Source organism: Stappia sediminis (genome assembly GCF_009826895.1).
Classification (GTDB): Bacteria; Pseudomonadota; Alphaproteobacteria; order Rhizobiales; family Stappiaceae; genus Hongsoonwoonella; species Hongsoonwoonella sediminis.
Genome location: NZ_WUMV01000008.1, coordinates 327,113 through 345,057, shown reverse-complemented (window position 1 = coordinate 345,057; position 17,945 = coordinate 327,113). Strand labels below are relative to the sequence as shown.

Sequence of the window (17,945 nt, the reverse complement as noted above, 5' to 3'; positions counted from 1 at the left end):
TTTCGGTCCCCTCGGTTCGCTGGCGTCAGGCGCACTCCGGGCGGGAGGCGCGAACGGGCAAATCGTCAGTTTCGATATATTAGGGGCTCGAACCGCGCTTCGACACCTTAGAAACGATTAATGACAAAAGTTTAATCGCATTCCGGCAAGGGTGCCCTGCCTATCAGGACGAAGCGGAAGCGCTTTTCTTTGCGCTGTACATGCGCCTGTCGGCGAGTGCGAGAAGATCGTCGACCGATGAGGAATCGGTGGGAAAGGCCGCCCAGCCAATGCTCACCTCAATCGTAATGGAACGCTCGCCGATGATCAGCGGCTCGCTCACGCGCTGGCGCAGGCGGCCAGCCAGATGCCGCGCCGTCTGTTCTCCGCCCGCTCCCGGTACGATGATGACGAATTCATCGCCCCCGATCCGAGCGACCGTGTCGGATCTGCGGGTTGCGTCGGTGATGCGCCGGCCGATTTCCTGCAAGAGCGCGTCGCCCACGGCGTGGCCGTAGGCATCATTGATCGGCTTGAAGCCATTGAGATCGAGATAGAGCACGAGAAAGCCGAGGTCGGTCCGCTCGCAAAGCGCGGCGAGCTGGCTTAGCCGGTCCTCCAGCAGGCGGCGGTTCGGCAGGCCGGTCAAGGGATCGTGCAGCGCCATCGCGCGCGCGCGTTGATGGGCCGACACGACGAGCCCGCTCAAGACGGCGATCAGCAGCGAAATCCCGTAGCCGATGCCCCGTGCGGCGTGGATCCCGGTCTTGTCGACATACCAGCCGCCAGCCGGGCGTGCCGCCAGTTCCCAACTCCCGTGCGGCAATGACACGGGCAGGGTGACGGCGTCATTTTCGAACAGGGCAGGGTCTCCCATTATAGGGTCACCGTCGGCTCCCTTGCCATCCGCGCCTCGCATGGCGAATTCATAGCCGCCCGTCTTGGGCAGGATGCCGGCATCGGCAAACAGGCCCTCCATGTTGATGACGACCGAGGCGACGCCCCAATATCCCGGCTCGGCCTGGGGGTCGCTATCCAGTCCCGGGCGATATATCGGCGTTCGGGCGATAAGCGCCCTGCCTCCCTGCACAAGGTCGACGGGGCCTGCGATAATGGTGGCGCGTTCGTCCATTACGCGTTTTACCGCCGGCCATTGATCGGCGCTTTCGCGGTAGTCGAACCCGAGTGCGCGTTCATTGCTCGCCAGGGGGTAGACATAGGCGATGACGTTGTCGGGCGCGATCGCCACGCTTCGCACATTGCGGCCGATGGATACGGTCTGCTCCGCAAACCGCTGAAACTCCTCCTGAGAAAGGCCGGGCCGCGTCGCGGCATAGCTGACGAGCCCCTGGCCGATGTAAAGCGTTGCGTTGATTTCGCCTTCAAGCTTCGCGCGAGCCTCGGCAAGGCGCGAAAGCGCCGTGGCCTGAAGGCGTTCCCGCGCGGCGTCGTTCATCAGATTCGCAATGAGTTCGGTAAGCAGGATGCCGGCGAAAAGAACGATGATGCCGGCGACGCCCGCCGCCAGCATGCCGCGCCGCCGCGCGCCGCCAACCGGCGGTCCGCCCTCAAGCGACATTATCGTCCCATGCATGAAATTCGGCCCCCACGATAAAATACCTATCCTTACGTAAATACGACTTGAAACTTACGCATTGCTAAAAACAAAAAAAGCCGGGCTATGCCCGGCTTAACACGTCGTGCGGAAAGTCGATACCTTTCTTCCGCAAATCCTTGAAGTCACAGGGGAATATTGCTCCCTGTGACTTTAAGGCAACTTTGCGGGATCTTGCATCCGTCCACGCTACTCAGTCGGCAGCGGCTCCGGATTTTCCGAAAGCGACCGCAGGTAGGCGATCACGTCGGCGCGTTCGGCCGGCTTCTTGATGCCGGCAAACGACATCGTCGTTCCGTCGATGTAGCCACGCGGATTGGTCAGGAAATGATCCAGCTCTTCGTAGGACCAGGCGTCGTGCGAGCTTGCGAATTCGCTCATGCCGCCGGAATAGCCGAAGCCTTCGTGAGAGCCGGGCGCGCGGCCCACGACGCCCCAGAGCGCCGGACCCACCTTGTTCGGCCCGCCCTGTTCGAATGAATGGCAGGCGGCGCACTTCTTGGCGGCCTTCTCGCCGCTTTCCGCACTTGCCTCGACCAGGCGAGTGCCGATCGGCACGACATCCGGCTCGGCACTTGCCTGAGCTTCCCCGCCTTCATGGTCCGTAGCCACGGCGATTTCGTAGCCCGGGATTTCCGGCGGGTTCGTTTCGAAAATCAGGTCCGAGACGACACCCAGCCCCATGACGACCAGAAGGGAAAGCAAAACCGCGCCGGCGATCTTGTTCAGCTCGAAGGAATCCATCCTGCCTGGCTCCAACTTGTGATAAGCGCATACGCGCGACTACGGGTTATTCCGCCGGTAAACGTCGCGTCAACGAAAAGTCGCCGGAACCTACAAATTTTTTGACGCCCGTGTCCATAGGTATAAAAGGGCAATCCATGAGACTTTTCATTCTTTCAGCCCGCTTTGTCGCGGCTTTGGTCCGGAGTATGCCGTGAGCGACGCCATCGTCCTGATCCCGAGCCGCATGGCATCGACCCGCCTTCCGGAAAAACCCCTAGCGGAAATAGCCGGTCTGCCGATGATCGCGCATGTGGTTCGCCATGCGGAAGCCGCGCAAATCGGTCCCGTCGTGGTGGCCTGCGACGACGAACGCATCAAGCAGGCGGTGGAAGCCGCCGGCGGGTGCGCGGTTTTGACGCGGGCAGATCACGAGTCCGGATCCGACCGTCTGCACGAGGCTCTGCAGCTTGTCGACCCCGAAAGGCGCTACGATGTGGTGCTGAACCTTCAGGGCGACGTGCCGATGATCGAGCCGGACGCGGCGCGCGCGGCTTTCGAGCCATTGTCCGATCCGGATGTGGATATCGGGACCATCATGACCGTGATGCCGGATCACGGGCGCCATGACCCGAGTTTCGTGAAGGCTGTCGTTACTCCGGTCGAGGGCCGGCGCCACCGCGCGCTTTATTTCACGCGTGCGACGGCGCCCACCGGCGACGGACCTCTTTACTGGCACATCGGCGTCTATGCCTATCGCAGGGCAGCGCTTGAGCGTTTCGTCGCGTTGCCGCCATCGCCGCTTGAGCGGCGGGAGAAGCTGGAGCAGCTTCGCGCGCTGGAAGCCGGCATGCGTATCGACGTCAGCCTGATCGACAGCGCGCCGATGGACGTCAACACGCCCGATGACCTGGAGCGCGCCCGGCGGGCAATGACCGGGGCGGCGTAAGCGCGTCTCGAACCAGTTTTCAACGCAAATCGGAAGAAGCGGAATCAATGTCGGACCAGAAGAAGATCGTGTTTCAGGGAGAGGTGGGCGCCAATTCGCATATGGCCTGCCGCAACGTCTATCCGGATTACGAGGCCATTCCTTGCGCGACATTCGAGGATTGCTTCCAGGCGCTTGAAAATGGCGAAGCGGACCTTGGGATGATTCCGGTCGAAAACTCCGTTGCGGGCCGGGTGGCGGATATCCATCACCTGCTTCCGCGTTCCTCGCTCCATATCATCGGCGAGTTCTTCCTGCCGATCCGCTTTCAGCTCGTAGCACCCAAGGGCGCGACGCTCGAAGGGCTCAAGACGGTGCAAAGCCACGTCATGGCGCTTGGCCAATGCCGCAAGATCATCCGCGAACTCGGGCTTGCCCCGGTCATCGGTGCGGATACCGCCGGGTCGGCCCGCCAGATCGCCGAGCGTGGGGACATGAGCGCCGCCGCGCTTGCGCCGGAAATGGCGGCCGAGGTCTACGGCCTTGACATTCTGCGCAGGAATGTGGAGGACGAGGCCCACAACACGACCCGCTTCCTGATCCTGTCGCGGGAAAAGCTGACGGCGGCAAACAACGGCCAGCCCGTCATCACGACGTTCATATTCCGGGTCCGCAACGTGCCGGCGGCGCTTTACAAGGCGCTCGGCGGATTTGCGACCAACGGCGTGAACATGACCAAGCTGGAATCCTACCAGCTCGAAGGCCAGTTCTTCGCATCCATGTTCTACGCCGATGTAGAGGGTCACCCGGAAGACCGGTCCGTGGCGCTGGCGCTGGAGGAACTTGAGTTCTTCTCGGCTGAGTTCAAGCTTCTCGGGGTCTATCGTGCGAGCCCGTTTCGCGAAAAGATCCGCGAGCCCGAGGCCAATCGCGCCCTGCGGCCCAACCCGGCAAGCTGAACGCCGCCAACCGTGCCACAAATGGCTGGCGGCGAATGGCCCGCCGCGACCGGATAACCACCAGAACAGGGGAACATCTGTTTCATGACGGAACTCCGCTACGACGCGCTTTGCATAGGCAACGCCATTTGCGACGTCTTCGCCCATGTCGAGGAGGATTTCCTCCGCCGCGAGGAAATGGTGAAGGGCTCCATGCAGCTCATCGACACCGACACGGCGGTCGGGCTCTACGACAAGATGGGGCAGACGGTGCGCATATCGGGAGGGAGTGCGGGTAATACGGCCGCCGGCATCGCCTCGCTCGGCGGCAAGCCTGCCTACGTCGGCAAGGTCGCGGAGGACGAACTCGGCAATGCCTACAGGCATGACATGCGCGGAACCGGCGTTCATTTCGAAACTGCGCCGCTGAAGAACGGTGCGCCGACCGCACGTTCGATGATCCTGATCACGCCGGACGGCGAGCGCACGATGAACACCTATCTCGGCGCCTGCGTCGAGCTTTCGCCCGAGGACATTGACGCCGAGGACGTCCGCGCTTCCGCGATCACCTATATGGAAGGCTATTTGTGGGATCCGCCGGCGGCGAAGAAGGCGTTTCTCCATGCCTCCGAAATCGCCCATAAGGCAGGCCGCAGGGTAAGCCTCACGCTGTCGGACTCTTTCTGCGTCGACCGATACCGGTCCGAGTTCATCTCTCTCATGCGTGACGGGATCGTCGACCTCCTGTTCGCCAACGAACATGAGCTGAAGGCGCTTTACGAAACGGCCGATCTCGATACCGCGATCAATGCGGTGCGCGAGGACTGCAGGCTTACCGCTCTCACCGTCGGCGAGAAGGGCGCCATGGCCATCTCGCGGGAGGAGACGGTGCATGTTCCGGCGGCGAAGGTCGATAGCGTGGTGGATCTGACCGGTGCGGGCGATCTTTTTGCCTCAGGCTTCATGTTCGGCCTGTCGCGCGATCTGGGCCTTGCCGCATGTGCGGAAATCGGTTGTCTTTGCGCGGCGGAAGTCATCAGTCATGTCGGCGCGCGGCCCGAAAAATCGCTTTCGGGCCTGATTACGCAGGCCGGATTTGCCGCCTGACAGTTCTCTTTCCGAAATGCGAACGGCGGCCGGTCGGCCGCCGTTTTTCGTTTTGGGAATTGCAAGGCTGCGACCTCAGTCGGCGAGATCCTGCACGCTTTCCACGCCACCGTCTTCCGTGAGGCGGTAGACGATCGGAACGCCCGTCGCCAGTTCGCGCTTCAGGATCTGTTCTGGCGAGAGGCCTTCAAGGTCCATGACCAGCGAGCGCAGCGAATTGCCGTGGGCGGCGACGATGACGCGTTCGCCGGCAAGCACGCGCGGCAGGATTTCCTTGCGATAATAGGGCAGGGTGCGCTCGGCGGTCATCTTCAGGCTCTCGCCGCCCGGCGGCGGCACGTCGAAGGAGCGGCGCCAGATGTGCACCTGCTCCTCGCCGAATTTCTCGCGCGCCTCGTCCTTGTTCATGCCGGTCAGGTCGCCGTAGTCACGCTCGTTGAGCGCCTGGTCGCGGATCGTTTCAAGTCCCTCCTGGCCAAGTTCGGTCAAAATGAGATCAAGCGTGTGCTGCGCGCGCTTCAGGACGGAGGTAAAGGCGATGTCGAAGGTAAGCTTCAGCTCTTTCAGCTTCTTGCCGGCTGCAACCGCCTCCTCGACGCCCAGTTCCGTCAGGTCCGGGTCTTTCCAGCCGGTGAAAAGGTTCTTCAGGTTCCACTCGCTCTGGCCGTGACGGACCAGCACCAACAGACGTTCCATGAGCGTCCAAACTCCCTTGTGTGGATATGATTTACGTGGTCAGGCCGAGGATATCGGCCATCGAATAGAGTCCCGGCTTCATCGGGTGCGCGCGGATCGCCGCCTTGACGGCGCCATTGGCGAAGATCTTGCGGTCCTCCGCGTGATGGGAAAGCGTGATACGCTCCGACGGTCCGGCGAAGATCACGCTGTGATCGCCGACGACACTGCCGCCGCGCAGCGCCGCAAAGCCGATATCGCCGGTCTTGCGTGCGCCGGTGTGGCCATCGCGCGAGCGCACGGAATGACTGTCCAGATCGATGCCACGCCCTTCCGCTGCCGCATGGCCCAGAAGCAGGGCCGTGCCCGAGGGTGCGTCAACCTTGTGGCGGTGGTGCATTTCCAGGACCTCGATGTCGTAGTCGACGTCCAGCACCTTCGCCGCCTGCCTGACGAGGCTTGCAAGCAGGTTCACGCCGAAGCTCATGTTGCCGGACTTCACGATGCGCGCATGGCGCGAAGCGGCCTTGATCTTCTCCTCGTCCTCGCGCGATAGTCCGGTCGTACCGATCACGTGGACGATGCGGGCCTGCGCGGCGTATTCGGCCAGTTGAACGGTCGCCGCTGGTGCCGTGAAATCCAGCAGGCCGTCGGCCTGGGCCAGAAGCGGCAGCGGGTCTTCGCTCACCGTGATGCCGTTTTGTCCAAGGCCGGCAAGCTCGCCCGCGTCACGGCCGATCGCATCCGCGCCCTTTCGGTCGAACGCGCCGGAAAGCGTCACGCCCTCGATCTCGGCGACGGCGCGGATCAGGGCCTGTCCCATGCGGCCTCCAGCTCCGGCCACAACAAGGCGCAAATCGCTCATATCCGCATTCCTCTTGATATCCGAACGGGCACGGATGCCCTCATGCGGCGGTATATCATCTGGAGCGCTTGTCCTGAAAGCGGGATGGCTTTCGTGAGAAGAATTCGCTCAGGGATGTGCTTCGGCCACCGTATGACAATGTGCGAGACGAAAATGGCCGGATGCGAGCACCCGGCCATTCGAATTCAGGTAAAGCGATGGGGATTATTCCGCCGCCTGGATTTCCTGACCGGTCTCCTGGTCGACGACCTTCATCGACAGGCGCACCTTGCCGCGCTCGTCGAAGCCCATGAGCTTCACCCACACCTTGTCGCCTTCCTTCACGATGTCGGTCGTCTTGCCGACCTTGTGCGGAGCGAGCTGGGAGATATGGACGAGGCCGTCACGCGCGCCGAAGAAGTTCACGAAGGCGCCGAAGTCCACGGTCTTCACGACCGTGCCCTCGTAGATCACGCCAACTTCCGGTTCGGCGGCGATGGAGTTGATCCAGTTGATCGCGGCCTTGATCGCCTTGCCGTCGGAAGAGGCGATCTTCACCGTGCCGTCATCCTCGATGTTCACCTTTGCGCCGGTCTTTTCCACGATCTCGCGGATGACCTTGCCGCCGGAGCCGATGACTTCGCGGATCTTGTCGACCGGGATCTTGATGACCTCGATGCGCGGCGCGTATTCGCCGAGCTCGGAACGTGCCTCGGACAGGGCCTTGCTCATCTCGTCGAGGATGTGGAGGCGGCCGTCCTTGGCCTGGCCGAGAGCGACACTCATGATCTCTTCGGTGATGCCGTCGATCTTGATGTCCATCTGCAGCGAGGTGATGCCGTTCTCGGTGCCCGCGACCTTGAAGTCCATGTCGCCGAGGTGGTCCTCATCGCCGAGAATGTCGGAGAGAACGGCGAAAGCGCCCTCTTCCTTGATGAGGCCCATGGCGATGCCGGCCACCGGGGAGGTGAGCGGAACGCCGGCATCCATCAGCGCCAGAGACGTGCCGCAAACGGTCGCCATGGAGGACGAGCCGTTCGATTCGGTCACTTCCGACACCACGCGGATGGTGTAGGGGAACTCGTGATGGGGCGGCAGCATCGGGTGGATGGCGCGCCAGGCAAGCTTGCCGTGGCCGATCTCGCGGCGGCCGGGCGAGCCCATGCGGCCCGTCTCGCCGACGGAATAGGGCGGGAAGTTGTAGTGCAGCATGAAGGTCGCCTTGTAGGTGCCCTCAAGCGCGTCGACGAACTGCTCGTCCTCGTTGGTGCCGAGCGTCGCGACGGCAAGCGCCTGCGTTTCGCCGCGGGTGAAGAGCGCCGACCCATGGGTGCGCGGCAGGATGCCGGCTTCCGCTACGATCGGACGCACGGTCTTCAGGTCGCGCCCGTCGATACGCACGCCATCGGCAATGATGTTGCCGCGCACGATCTTGGCCTCGAGCTTCTTGAAGAGGTCGCCCACCACGGTCTTGTCCGGTGCATCCTCCGCACCTTCCGGGATCAGCGCCTCGACGACCTTCGCCTTGACGGCGTCGATGGCGTTCTTGCGCTCCGTCTTGGTGGTGATCTTGTAGGCCGCCTTGAGCTCTTCGGCGGCGATGCCCTCGATCTTGGCGAACAGTTCCGAATGATCCGCGACCACCAGTTCGCGCGGCTCCTTGGCGGCCGTCTCGGCAAGCTTGACGATCGCGTCGATGACCGGCTGGAAGCTCTTCTGGCCGAACATGACCGCGCCGAGCATCACGTCCTCGGCAAGCTCCTTGGCTTCCGATTCGACCATGAGCACGGCTTCGCCGGTACCGGCGACAATGAGGTCGAGCGAGGATTCCGGCATATCGTCGATCAGCGGGTTGAGCACGTATTCGCCGTTGATGTAGCCGACGCGCGCGCCGCCGATCGGGCCCATGAAGGGCACGCCGGAAATCGTGAGTGCCGCAGAAGCCGCGACCATGGCGACGATATCGGGCGCGTTTTCAAGGTCGTGGGTCAGAACCGTGAGGATGACCTGCGTGTCGCATTTGAAGCCATCGGCGAACAGCGGGCGGATCGGGCGGTCGATCAGGCGCGAGGTCAGCGTCTCGTGCTCCGACGGGCGGCCTTCGCGCTTGAAGTAGCCGCCCGGGATCTTGCCGGCGGCGAACGCCTTTTCCTGGTAGTTCACGGTAAGCGGGAAGAAGTCCTGCCCCGGCTTCGGCTCCTTGGCGGAAACGATGGTTGCAAGCACCTTTGTCTCGCCATAGGTGGCGAGCACGGCGCCGTCGGCCTGACGGGCGATCTTGCCGGTTTCGAGTGTGAGCGGGCGTCCGCCCCACTCCACTTCCACGCGATGTACGTCAAACATTTCTTATCCTAACTTCGTTGCTCCGTGCTCCGGGCGAATCCGGTGCCGGACGGGTAAACCGATGCGGTCACGCTCATCGTAAGCGGCGCATCACCGTCGGGACGGGCACGGGCAAGACGGCGGGAAACTCCAAGCCCTGCCGGCGCGAAGGCCGTTTATGCCTTTTGGCCGGAAAGCGGGCCGGAAGTCGCCTGCGATCCTGCCCCATGACCGTCGTTGCGGTTCGATACGGATCCTCGCTTCTGTTCCGCCGTATCCGGAACGCTGTCTTGCTCTTTCGCCGGCCGGAAGCGGCGGCCGCATATTCTGTTCTTCCAGTTCCGCAACACGCGAAACGAGAACGCGGCGGACTTGCCGTCCGCCGCGCCTCAAGCCGTCTTAGCGGCGAATTCCCAGACGCTGGATCAGGGAGCGGTAACGCTCTTCGTCGTTCTTCTTGACATAGTCGAGGAGGGAACGGCGGTTGCTGACCAGCTTCAGAAGGCCGCGGCGGGAATGGTTGTCCTTGCCGTGGGACTTGAAGTGCTCGGTCAGGTTGGTGATCCGCTCGGTCAGGATAGCGACCTGGACTTCCGGAGACCCCGTATCGCCATCCTTCAGGCCGTATTCCTTGATGAGCTCGGCCTTGCGCTCAGCGGTAATCGACATCGGTCATTCCTTCATGGTTACGACGGCGCCGGTGGTGGCCGGTGCCGGGTTGAAAACGCGCTTCGGCCGGATTGCGCCACGGTCGACCTCGCCAAGCGCGACCAGCTCGCCGCCCGCGCTTACACTGACTAGGCCCTTGACCATTGGCGCGTCCCGCCCGCGCAGCAAAACGCTCTGTCCTTTTCGAAGCAGAGCGGCATCCGCCCGGCTGACAGCCAGCGCCGGGATGTCGTCCAGCGCGGTTTCAACGGGCAGAAACAGGGAAGCATGGTCCTCGGAGAGGCCCAAGCCGGGCGCACATTGCCCCAGTTCTTCAAGATTTTCCAGCATAATCATGTCGTCTTCGCCGAAGGGGCCGACGACAAGACGCCGCAGAGCGGTCACATGGCCCCGCGTACCGAGCCTGCGGGCGATATCGCGGGCAAGCGCGCGCACGTAGGTGCCCTTGCCGCATTCGGCCTCGAAAACGGCCGTGTTCTCGTCGGGGCACTCCACCAGGTCGAGGCGGTGCACGTCGATCGGGCGGGCTTCCATTTCCACGTCCTCGCCCGAACGGGCAAGCTTGTAGGCGCGTTCGCCGCCGATTTTGATCGCCGAATATTTCGGCGGCACCTGCATGACGGTTCCCTTGAAATCCGGCAGCACGTCGCGGATTTCGGTTTCCGTCGGTCGGATGTCGGAGGTTTCGGTAATCTCGCCTTCGGTGTCGTCGGTCTCCGTCTCCGCACCCCAGGTGACCTCGAAGCTGTAGACCTTGCGCCCGTCCATGACGAAGGGCACCGTCTTCGTCGCCTCGCCGAAGGCGAGCGGCAAGAGACCCGACGCCAGTGGGTCCAGCGTGCCGGCGTGGCCGACCTTTTCCGGATGGATCAGCCGCTTGATACGGTTGAGCGCGTCATTGGACGTCAGTCCGGCCGGCTTGTCGAGGACGAGCCAGCCGTCGATGCGGTTGCGTTTTTTCTTTTTGCCCTGCGTCATGCCGTCAATCGTCGTTGTCGTCGTGTTCGACATCGCGGCGCACCGGATCGGAATGCAGAAGCCGGCCGATACGGTCGTCGTCGTCGAAGCGGGTGTCGAGCACGAACCGCAAGTCGGGCATGTATTTCATCGTCATCCGGCGTGAAACCTGCCCGCGCAGGTATTTGGCGCTGCGGTTGAGCGCCGCGACGGCCTGATCCGCCTTCTCGCCGCCTAGCGGCATGACGAGACAGGTGGCGACCTTCAGATCCGGCGTCATGCGGACTTCCGGCACGGTGATGACGAGACCGTCGAGGCCGGGATCGCGCAATTGTCCGCGTGAAAGGATGTCCGCCAGTTCCTTGCGCACGAGTTCGGCGACGCGCAGTTGGCGCTGCGATGGCTGGCCTGGATTGTCCCTGTGTGCCCGCGACATGGTTCTTGTCTGTTTCGTTCCGCTGTTTGGCGAATGGCTTGTCAAAAGACACCGGCGCCGGCGGTGGCCGCCGGCGCCGGAATGTTCCGTGACTGGCGAGGCCGTTACAGTGTCCGGGCGATCTGCTCGACCCGGAAACACTCGATGACGTCACCCGGACGCATGTCCTGGTAGTTTTCGAAGTTCATGCCGCATTCCTGACCGGCTTTGACTTCCTTGACCTCGTCCTTGAAGCGCTTCAGCGTGCCGAGCTTGCCTTCGTGGATCACCACGTCGTCGCGGATGAGGCGCACTTCCGCGCCGCGCTCCACGGTGCCTTCGCTGACCCGGCAACCGGCGACCTTGCCGACCTTCGAGATGTTGAAGACCTGCAGGATTTCCGCGTTGCCGAGGAACGTTTCGCGACGCTCCGGCGAAAGCAGGCCGGACATTGCCGCCTTAATGTCATCCACGAGGTCGTAGATGATGTTGTAGTAGCGGATTTCGATGCCGTCGCGTTCCGCAGCTTCGCGCGCCTGTTTGTTGGCGCGCACGTTGAAGCCGATGATCGGCGAGTTGGACGCGGAGGCGAGCGTTACGTCGGATTCGGTGATGCCGCCGACGCCCGCATGCAGAACGCGCGCCGCCACTTCCTCGGTACCAAGCTTTTCAAGCGCGCCGACGATAGCCTCTACCGAGCCCTGAACGTCACCCTTGATGACGAGCGGGAACTCCTTGCGGCCGGCTTCCTGCAGGCGGTTCATCATCTGCTCGAGCGAACCGCGTGCGCCGGAGAACTGGACGGAAGCCTTCTCGCGCTTCTGGCGTTGGCGATAATCGACGATCTCGCGGGCACGGGCCTCGTTCTCGACGACCGCGACGCGGTCGCCGGCTTCGGGCGTGCCCTGGAAGCCCAGAACCTCCACCGGCTTGGAGGGTTCGGCCACCTTCACCTGATTGCCGTTCTCATCGAGCATGGCACGCACGCGTGCCCATTCGGCGCCTGCCACCAGAATGTCGCCGACATGCAGCGTGCCCTTTTGCACGAGAACGGTGGCAACCGGGCCGCGGCCCTTGTCGAGCTGAGCTTCGATGACGATGCCTTCGGCCGTGCGGTCGGGGTTCGCCTGGAGTTCCAGGACTTCGGCCTGCAGCAGGATCATCTCGACCAGCTTGTCGAGATTGGTTCCTTTCAGCGCGGAAACCTCGACCTCGATTACGTCGCCGCCCATCGATTCCACGACGATCTCGTCCTGCAGCAGCTCCGTGCGAACGCGGTTCGGGTCGGCTGCCGGCTTGTCGATCTTGTTGATCGCGACGATGATCGGAACACCGGCCGCCTTCGCGTGGGCGATCGCCTCCTTCGTCTGCGGCTTCACGCCGTCGTCGGCGGCAACCACCAGGATGACGATGTCCGTCGCCTTGGCGCCGCGCGCTCGCATCTGGGTAAATGCCGCGTGGCCCGGCGTATCGATGAAGGTCACCTTCTGGCCGTTGCGCTCTACCTGATAGGCGCCGATGTGCTGCGTGATACCGCCGGCTTCCCCGGCAACGACGTTGGCGTTGCGAAGGGCGTCGAGCAGCGACGTCTTGCCGTGGTCGACGTGGCCCATGATGGTCACGACCGGCGGGCGCGGCTTCAGGCCGCCTTCGTCCTCGGCCTCGGTGAAAAGGCCTTCCTCAACGTCGGCTTCCGAAACGCGTTTGACCGTGTGGCCCATTTCCTCGGCGATCAGCTCCGCGGTGTCGGCGTCGATCACGTCGTTGATCTTCAGCATCTGCCCCTGCTTCATAAGGAGCTTGATGACGTCGACCGCGCGCTCCGCCATGCGGTTGGCGAGTTCCTGGATGGTGATCGCCTCCGGCAGGATCACCTCGCGCAGGATTTTCTCTCGCTGCACCTGCTGTCCGGCGCGCTTTTCCTTCTCGCGGCGGCGGCGCAGGGAAGCGAGCGAGCGGCTGCGGCCCTCTTCGCCATCCGTAGCGGAGGAAATCGTGAGTTTCGAACGGCGGCGATCGTCGCCGCGGCCGGGACTGCGCGTCGGCTGCGGCTTGCTGGCGCCGCGCTTGGCCGGCTTGACACCCTTGCGGCTGTCGTCTTCTTCCTGGCCGGGCTTTCTGCGCGCGGCTGCTGCCTGGCGTTCGGCTGCGGCGTCCTGAGATGCCGGTTTCGAGCGCGCGTCCGCAGGCGTTTGCGCCGGTGCGGCGGCTTGCGCTTCAGGCGCAACTGCTGCCGGCGTCGCTGCAGCGGTATCTTCCTCCGCCTTCTTGCGCGCGTCCTCGTCCGCGGCACGCTTGGCGGCCTCTTCGGCCTCGCGTTTCGCCTGCTCCTCGGCCTCCGCCTTCAGGCGGGCTTCTTCCTCGGCACGGCGGAGCGCTTCTTCCTCGCGCAGCTTCTGTTCCTCGACTTCGCGCACCTGCGCCTCGCGCAGTGCCGCCGCACGCGCGGCCGCCTCGGCGCTCGTCAGCGTTCCGGCGCCGCCGCCGTTTCCGGATTTCTGCTGGCGGCTGGACTGTCCGCCGCCGCGCCGCTGGCCGCTATCGGATTTCCCGGCAGCGGGCCGCTTTGCCTCGGGTCCGGGCTGCTTCGCCTCCGCCGGGGCTTGCTGTTGCGGGGCCTCGGCGGTTTCGGGCTTTGCTTCCTGACCCGGCATGACGATGCGGCGCTTCTTCTTCTCCACCACCACGGCCTTCGACCTGCCGTGAGAGAAGCTCTGGCGCACGGTGCCCTGTTCCACGCCCCGCTTGAGGCCAAGGGTCTTGCGCTCAACGCTTATCGTCTTGTCGCCTGGGTTTTTCGTTTCGCTCATATCCGCCTTCAGTCCTGCGTCCCTGCGCTGCTCATTTCCTGCCGGGCAGGCCCGTCCGGCCCGCCGCGAAATCTTTCCAGACGGCGCGCGCGCGTCAGGAAGCCTTCGCTCGTCCGGCCTTCGAGCAGTGCAGCATGTATCACATTTGACCGGCCCAATGCCAAATCCAATTGAGCCGACGTGAACAAACGGACGACCGGACATCCGTTTGCTGATCCGAATCTCGCGGCGGCGATCGCCGCCAGCTTCCTTTTTCCGTCCTCCGCGCCGTCCCGCGCCTCGACGAGGCCGGCCACGGGGTCCCGTTTCAAAGCCGCCTCGACCTTGGAAAAGCCGGTGACGATTTCACCGGCTTTGCGCGTCAGCGACAGCGCGCCCAGGGCCGCTTTTTCCAAAAGGGCGTCCGCGTTGCCGGCAAGGTCCGGCTCGGCGCGGGCGCCCGACTTCAGGCCTCGAGCGAAAACACGGGCTTTTCGCGCTTCGTCGACGGCTTCCGCCGTAGCGGTAATCCAAATGCCCCGCCCCGGCAAGACGCCCTTTATATCCGGAACCACGGTCCCGTCCGGCGCCTCGACGAAGCGAAGCAGTTCCGAAACCGGCTTTACTTCGCGCGTAAGCGCGCAGGTTCTTTCGAGCGGTTCGTTCTTCCTGGGCACGGCTGTTCCGCTCGTTCGTTTTCACATAGCGCCGTCGGTTCGCGGCAGCGCCCTCCTCAAACTTCGTGCACCCGCCCGGTCGGCTCCAGCGCAGGGGCCGTGTCCTCGGCTTCCACGCTATCCGTCTCCTCGCCGTCCTCGGCCGCTTCCGGTTCGGCAAGGTCTTCTTCGGTAATCCAGCCGGCGGCAAGACGGGCCGCGATGACCATGGATTCCGCGTCTGCCCGGCTCACGTCGAATTCGCTCAGCGCACCGTCGTATTTCACCACTTCGCCATCCTTGCGCTCCGTCCAGCCGACGAGATCGTCCGCGGCGCAGCCGGCAAGGTCGTCCATCGTACAGATGCCTTCCTTGCCAAGGGCGACCAGCATTGCCGTGGTCAGCCCGTCGATGGAGCGCAACTCGTCGGCGACGCCCATTTCGCGGCGCTCGGCATCGAGTTTGCCTTCCAGTTCCTCAAGGTGTTCGCGCGCACGCGCCTGGATCTCTTCTGCCGTTTCCTCGTCGAAGCCTTCGATCGTAGAAATCTCGTCGAGATCGACATAGGCCACTTCCTCTACGGAGGTAAAGCCCTCGGAGGCCAAAAGCTGGCCCACCACCTCGTCAACGTTAAGCGCTTCCATGAAGAGCTGGGACCGGTCGGCGAATTCCTTCTGCCGGCGTTCCGATTCTTCCTGCTCGGTCATGATGTCGATCGCCCAGCCCGTAAGCTGCGAGGCAAGGCGAACGTTCTGGCCACGCCGGCCGATGGCGAGCGAAAGCTGGTCGTCGGGAACCACCACCTCGATGCGCTCCGCATCCTCGTCGAGCACCACCTTGGCGACTTCCGCCGGCTGAAGCGCGTTGACGATGAAGGTCGCCGGATCCTCGTTGAAGGGAATGATGTCGATCTTCTCGCCCTGGAGTTCGCCGACCACCGCCTGCACGCGGCTGCCGCGCATGCCAACGCAAGCGCCAACGGGGTCAATGGAGGAATCCTTGGAAATCACGGCGATCTTCGCGCGTGAGCCCGGATCGCGGGCCACATGCTTGATCTCGATGACGCCGTCGTAGATTTCTGGCACTTCCTGGGCGAAGAGCTTCGCCATGAACTGCGGATGCGTACGCGACAGGAAAATCTGCGGACCGCGCTGTTCGCGGCGCACGTCGTAGACGTATGCGCGAATACGGTCGCCGTTGCGGAAAATCTCGCGCGGGATCAGTTCGTCCCGGCGCACGATGCCCTCGCCCCGGCCGAGGTCGACGATCACGTTGCCGTATTCCACGCGCTTGACCACGCCGTTGACCACTTCGCCGATGCGGTCCTTGAATTCCTCGTACTGGCGGTCTCTTTCGGCCTCGCGCACCTTCTGCACGATCACCTGCTTGGCCGACTGTGCGGCGATGCGGCCGAAGTCGAGCGGCGGCAACGGCTCGGCGATGTAGTCGCCAAGTTCCACGTTGGGGTTGCGCGCCTGCGCGTCTTCCAGCGAAATCTGGGTGGAAACGTTTTCGACGTCGTCGACGACCAGCAGCAGGCGCTGCAGCTTGATATCGCCGGTGCGGCCGTTGATCTCGGCGCGCACTTCCGTTTCCGTGCCGTAGCGCGAACGCGCCGCCTTCTGGATCGCATCCTCCATCGCGGCGATCACGATCTCACGGTCGATCGTCTTTTCCCGCGCCACCGCATCCGCGATCTGCAGGAGTTCCAGCCGGTTCGCACTGATTGCCATCTCAGATTACTCCTCTCGCGCCCGTGTTTCGCGGGAGCGTCGTTCCTCGTTCTTGCGGGCGTTCCGCCCGATCGCACTTCAGTCCTCGTCGTCGATGCCCCGTGCGGCCTTCGCTGCCTTTTCCGCCTTGAGAGAAGCGGAAATCAGGTCATCGGTCAGGATAAGCCTCGCCTCCGCGATATCCTCGATCTCGAGCCGTACGTCAGGCTCCTGATCGGCCGGCGCATCTTCCAGCTTGACGACTGCCTTGCCGCCTTCGGAGCCGAGCACGATGCCCTTGAAGCGCTTCCTCCCGTCGACGGCGATCGCCATCTCGATACGGGCCAGATGTCCGCTCCAACGGTCGAAATCGCCCGCGCGTACCAGGGGACGGTCGATACCGGGCGAGGAAACCTCGAGATTGTAGGCCCGTTTGATCGGGTCATCCACGTCGAGAACGGGCGACACCGCCCGGCTTATTTCCTCGCAATCCTCGACGGTCATCGTGCCGTCCGGGCGTTCGGCCATGATTTGCAGGGTGCAGCCGTTCAGCCCGGATATGCGAATGCGCACCAGCCGGTAGCCGAGATCCTCGATAACCGGCTCGACGATCGCCGCAACGCGCGCCTCAAGGCCGCTTTCCTTTACAAGCCGCTGGTCTTCCTGCAATTGGCCGCCCGTCTTTCGTCCCTGTCTTGCTCCCGCGGCGTTTCGCCCGTCAGAAGCTTTCCACTATGGATTTCGGCAGGCTCCTGCCGGGTGGCCGTGCTTGAGAAACAAAAAAGAGCGGGTCCCGGGGTGGGCCCACTCTCCAACCACTCACAAGAGCCGCTTGAGAACTTTGCGCTCATATATAGCCAAAAAGGCCTCTGACGCAAGAGGCGATCGCTCTCGCGTTGGCCGGGTTTGCCGCCGTCAGATGCGCCGGAACTCCAGATATCGCGGCATTCGGCCCTGCGCGATCGCCTTTTTTTCGTATCGCGTGCCCGACCATGGCCGCCACGGCTCCTTCCAGTCCGCCGCCCGTTCCGCCGTCCACTCGAAAGCGGGGTGATCGCGCATGTGCCGGAGCGCCCAGTCGACATAGGTGTCGATGTCGCTGGCGAAGCGGAAGGAGGCGCCGGACTTCATGACCCGTGCGTACCGGTCGAGATTCACCGGGTTGATGAAACGGCGTTTCCAGTGGCGCTTCTTCGGCCAGGGGTCGGGATAGAGCTGGTAGACCCCGTCGACCGAGCCATCCGGCAGCCAGTCGAGCAGCTTGCCCGCATCGTCGTCATAAAGGCACACGTTTTGAACGCCAGCCTCGGCCACCGCCGCGACCGTCTTCGCCATTCCGCCGACGAAGGGCTCGACGCCGATGTAACCGGTTTCCGGCAAACGTCCGGCTTCGTGCAGCAGGTGCTCGCCCCCGCCGAAGCCGACTTCGAGCCAGACGTTCTTCACCGGGCAGGGGAAAAGCTCCCGGATATCGCCCGGCGGCGGGCTGGCGAGGTCCGGACGCAAGTTCGGCAGAACGGTTTCCAGAAGGGAAGCCTGCCGCTCGCGCAGCGGCTTTCCCTTTCGGCGGCCGAAAAAGGAGCCTTTGGTATGGTCGATCATTCGGGTCGAAGCGC

At 63.5% G+C, this 17,945-nt stretch carries 16 protein-coding genes; 3 read left to right on the top strand and 13 right to left on the bottom strand.

Annotated features, from left to right (window positions below; genetic code table 11):
* Nucleotides 1-163: 163 nt before the first annotated feature.
* Nucleotides 164-1,573 carry a diguanylate cyclase domain-containing protein gene (locus tag GR183_RS18070; protein ID WP_160777064.1) on the bottom strand — a complete coding sequence of 470 codons (1,410 nt, stop codon included), beginning with the start codon at nt 1,571-1,573 and terminating at the stop codon, nt 164-166.
* Between the two features lie 210 nt (nt 1,574-1,783).
* The gene (locus tag GR183_RS18065; RefSeq protein WP_160777063.1) at nt 1,784-2,338 is read right to left on the bottom strand and encodes a c-type cytochrome; all 555 of its coding nucleotides are present in this window, start codon (nt 2,336-2,338) and stop codon (nt 1,784-1,786) included.
* A 193-nt stretch (nt 2,339-2,531) separates the two neighbouring features.
* Between GR183_RS18065 and GR183_RS18060 the strand changes: the two genes are divergently transcribed.
* The 3 genes from GR183_RS18060 (at nt 2,532) to GR183_RS18050 (ending at nt 5,290) form a co-directional block, all read left to right on the top strand.
* On the top strand, nt 2,532-3,266 hold the full coding sequence (locus GR183_RS18060; protein ID WP_160777062.1) for a 3-deoxy-manno-octulosonate cytidylyltransferase: 735 nt from the start codon (nt 2,532-2,534) through the stop codon (nt 3,264-3,266).
* Nucleotides 3,267-3,313: 47 nt separating this feature from the next.
* A complete protein-coding gene (locus tag GR183_RS18055) occupies nt 3,314-4,204 on the top strand; it encodes a prephenate dehydratase (protein WP_160777061.1) in 891 nt (296 codons plus the stop codon).
* A gap of 84 nt (nt 4,205-4,288) precedes the next feature.
* The gene (locus GR183_RS18050) at nt 4,289-5,290 is read left to right on the top strand and encodes an adenosine kinase (protein WP_160777060.1); all 1,002 of its coding nucleotides are present in this window, start codon (nt 4,289-4,291) and stop codon (nt 5,288-5,290) included.
* Nucleotides 5,291-5,365: 75 nt separating this feature from the next.
* On the opposite strand, the gene GR183_RS18045 is transcribed toward GR183_RS18050, so the two are convergent.
* From GR183_RS18045 to trmB, 11 genes are all read right to left on the bottom strand, one after another.
* Nucleotides 5,366-5,986: a 2,3-bisphosphoglycerate-dependent phosphoglycerate mutase gene (locus tag GR183_RS18045; RefSeq protein ID WP_160777059.1), complete on the bottom strand. Its 621-nt coding sequence runs from the start codon at nt 5,984-5,986 to the stop codon at nt 5,366-5,368.
* A 31-nt stretch (nt 5,987-6,017) separates the two neighbouring features.
* Entirely contained in the window at nt 6,018-6,830 is an 813-nt protein-coding gene (dapB, locus tag GR183_RS18040; RefSeq protein WP_160777058.1) for a 4-hydroxy-tetrahydrodipicolinate reductase, read from the bottom strand.
* A 204-nt stretch (nt 6,831-7,034) separates the two neighbouring features.
* Nucleotides 7,035-9,152: a polyribonucleotide nucleotidyltransferase gene (gene pnp / locus GR183_RS18035; protein WP_160777057.1), complete on the bottom strand. Its 2,118-nt coding sequence runs from the start codon at nt 9,150-9,152 to the stop codon at nt 7,035-7,037.
* 378 nt (nt 9,153-9,530) lie between these two features.
* Nucleotides 9,531-9,800, bottom strand: a complete 270-nt coding sequence (rpsO, locus tag GR183_RS18030) for a 30S ribosomal protein S15 (protein WP_160777056.1) — start codon at nt 9,798-9,800, stop codon at nt 9,531-9,533.
* Nucleotides 9,801-9,803: 3 nt separating this feature from the next.
* Nucleotides 9,804-10,811 carry a tRNA pseudouridine(55) synthase TruB gene (truB, locus tag GR183_RS18025; protein ID WP_208999903.1) on the bottom strand — a complete coding sequence of 336 codons (1,008 nt, stop codon included), beginning with the start codon at nt 10,809-10,811 and terminating at the stop codon, nt 9,804-9,806.
* The gene (gene rbfA / locus GR183_RS18020; RefSeq protein ID WP_160777055.1) at nt 10,783-11,193 is read right to left on the bottom strand and encodes a 30S ribosome-binding factor RbfA; all 411 of its coding nucleotides are present in this window, start codon (nt 11,191-11,193) and stop codon (nt 10,783-10,785) included. The genes truB and rbfA overlap by 29 nt, the downstream gene beginning before the upstream one ends.
* 104 nt (nt 11,194-11,297) lie before the next feature.
* Nucleotides 11,298-13,982 carry a translation initiation factor IF-2 gene (gene infB, locus GR183_RS18015; RefSeq protein WP_160777054.1) on the bottom strand — a complete coding sequence of 895 codons (2,685 nt, stop codon included), beginning with the start codon at nt 13,980-13,982 and terminating at the stop codon, nt 11,298-11,300.
* A gap of 8 nt (nt 13,983-13,990) precedes the next feature.
* The gene (locus tag GR183_RS18010; protein ID WP_160777053.1) at nt 13,991-14,638 is read right to left on the bottom strand and encodes an RNA-binding protein; all 648 of its coding nucleotides are present in this window, start codon (nt 14,636-14,638) and stop codon (nt 13,991-13,993) included.
* Nucleotides 14,639-14,694: 56 nt separating this feature from the next.
* The gene (gene nusA, locus GR183_RS18005) at nt 14,695-16,350 is read right to left on the bottom strand and encodes a transcription termination factor NusA (RefSeq protein ID WP_160777052.1); all 1,656 of its coding nucleotides are present in this window, start codon (nt 16,348-16,350) and stop codon (nt 14,695-14,697) included.
* Nucleotides 16,351-16,428: 78 nt separating this feature from the next.
* Nucleotides 16,429-16,998 carry a ribosome maturation factor RimP gene (gene rimP, locus GR183_RS18000; RefSeq protein ID WP_160777051.1) on the bottom strand — a complete coding sequence of 190 codons (570 nt, stop codon included), beginning with the start codon at nt 16,996-16,998 and terminating at the stop codon, nt 16,429-16,431.
* 246 nt (nt 16,999-17,244) lie between these two features.
* Nucleotides 17,245-17,931, bottom strand: coding sequence for a tRNA (guanine(46)-N(7))-methyltransferase TrmB (gene trmB / locus GR183_RS17995; RefSeq protein WP_160777050.1), 687 nt, complete (start codon nt 17,929-17,931; stop codon nt 17,245-17,247).
* Between the last annotated feature and the right edge of the window lie 14 nt (nt 17,932-17,945).

What these genes read in the sequence shown, in the direction of transcription:
- dapB (WP_160777058.1), bottom strand. Translation starts at nt 6,830, where the DNA reads ATGAGCGATTTGCGCCTTGTTGTGGCCGGAGCTGGAGGCCGCATGGGA.
- GR183_RS18070 (WP_160777064.1), bottom strand. Translation starts at nt 1,573, where the DNA reads ATGCATGGGACGATAATGTCGCTTGAGGGCGGACCGCCGGTTGGCGGC.
- GR183_RS18045 (WP_160777059.1), bottom strand. Translation starts at nt 5,986, where the DNA reads ATGGAACGTCTGTTGGTGCTGGTCCGTCACGGCCAGAGCGAGTGGAAC.
- rbfA (WP_160777055.1), bottom strand. Translation starts at nt 11,193, where the DNA reads ATGTCGCGGGCACACAGGGACAATCCAGGCCAGCCATCGCAGCGCCAA.
- GR183_RS18055 (WP_160777061.1), top strand. Translation starts at nt 3,314, where the DNA reads ATGTCGGACCAGAAGAAGATCGTGTTTCAGGGAGAGGTGGGCGCCAAT.
- infB (WP_160777054.1), bottom strand. Translation starts at nt 13,982, where the DNA reads ATGAGCGAAACGAAAAACCCAGGCGACAAGACGATAAGCGTTGAGCGC.
- rpsO (WP_160777056.1), bottom strand. Translation starts at nt 9,800, where the DNA reads ATGTCGATTACCGCTGAGCGCAAGGCCGAGCTCATCAAGGAATACGGC.
- GR183_RS18065 (WP_160777063.1), bottom strand. Translation starts at nt 2,338, where the DNA reads ATGGATTCCTTCGAGCTGAACAAGATCGCCGGCGCGGTTTTGCTTTCC.
- pnp (WP_160777057.1), bottom strand. Translation starts at nt 9,152, where the DNA reads ATGTTTGACGTACATCGCGTGGAAGTGGAGTGGGGCGGACGCCCGCTC.
- nusA (WP_160777052.1), bottom strand. Translation starts at nt 16,350, where the DNA reads ATGGCAATCAGTGCGAACCGGCTGGAACTCCTGCAGATCGCGGATGCG.
- GR183_RS18050 (WP_160777060.1), top strand. Translation starts at nt 4,289, where the DNA reads ATGACGGAACTCCGCTACGACGCGCTTTGCATAGGCAACGCCATTTGC.
- trmB (WP_160777050.1), bottom strand. Translation starts at nt 17,931, where the DNA reads ATGATCGACCATACCAAAGGCTCCTTTTTCGGCCGCCGAAAGGGAAAG.
- truB (WP_208999903.1), bottom strand. Translation starts at nt 10,811, where the DNA reads ATGTCGAACACGACGACAACGACGATTGACGGCATGACGCAGGGCAAA.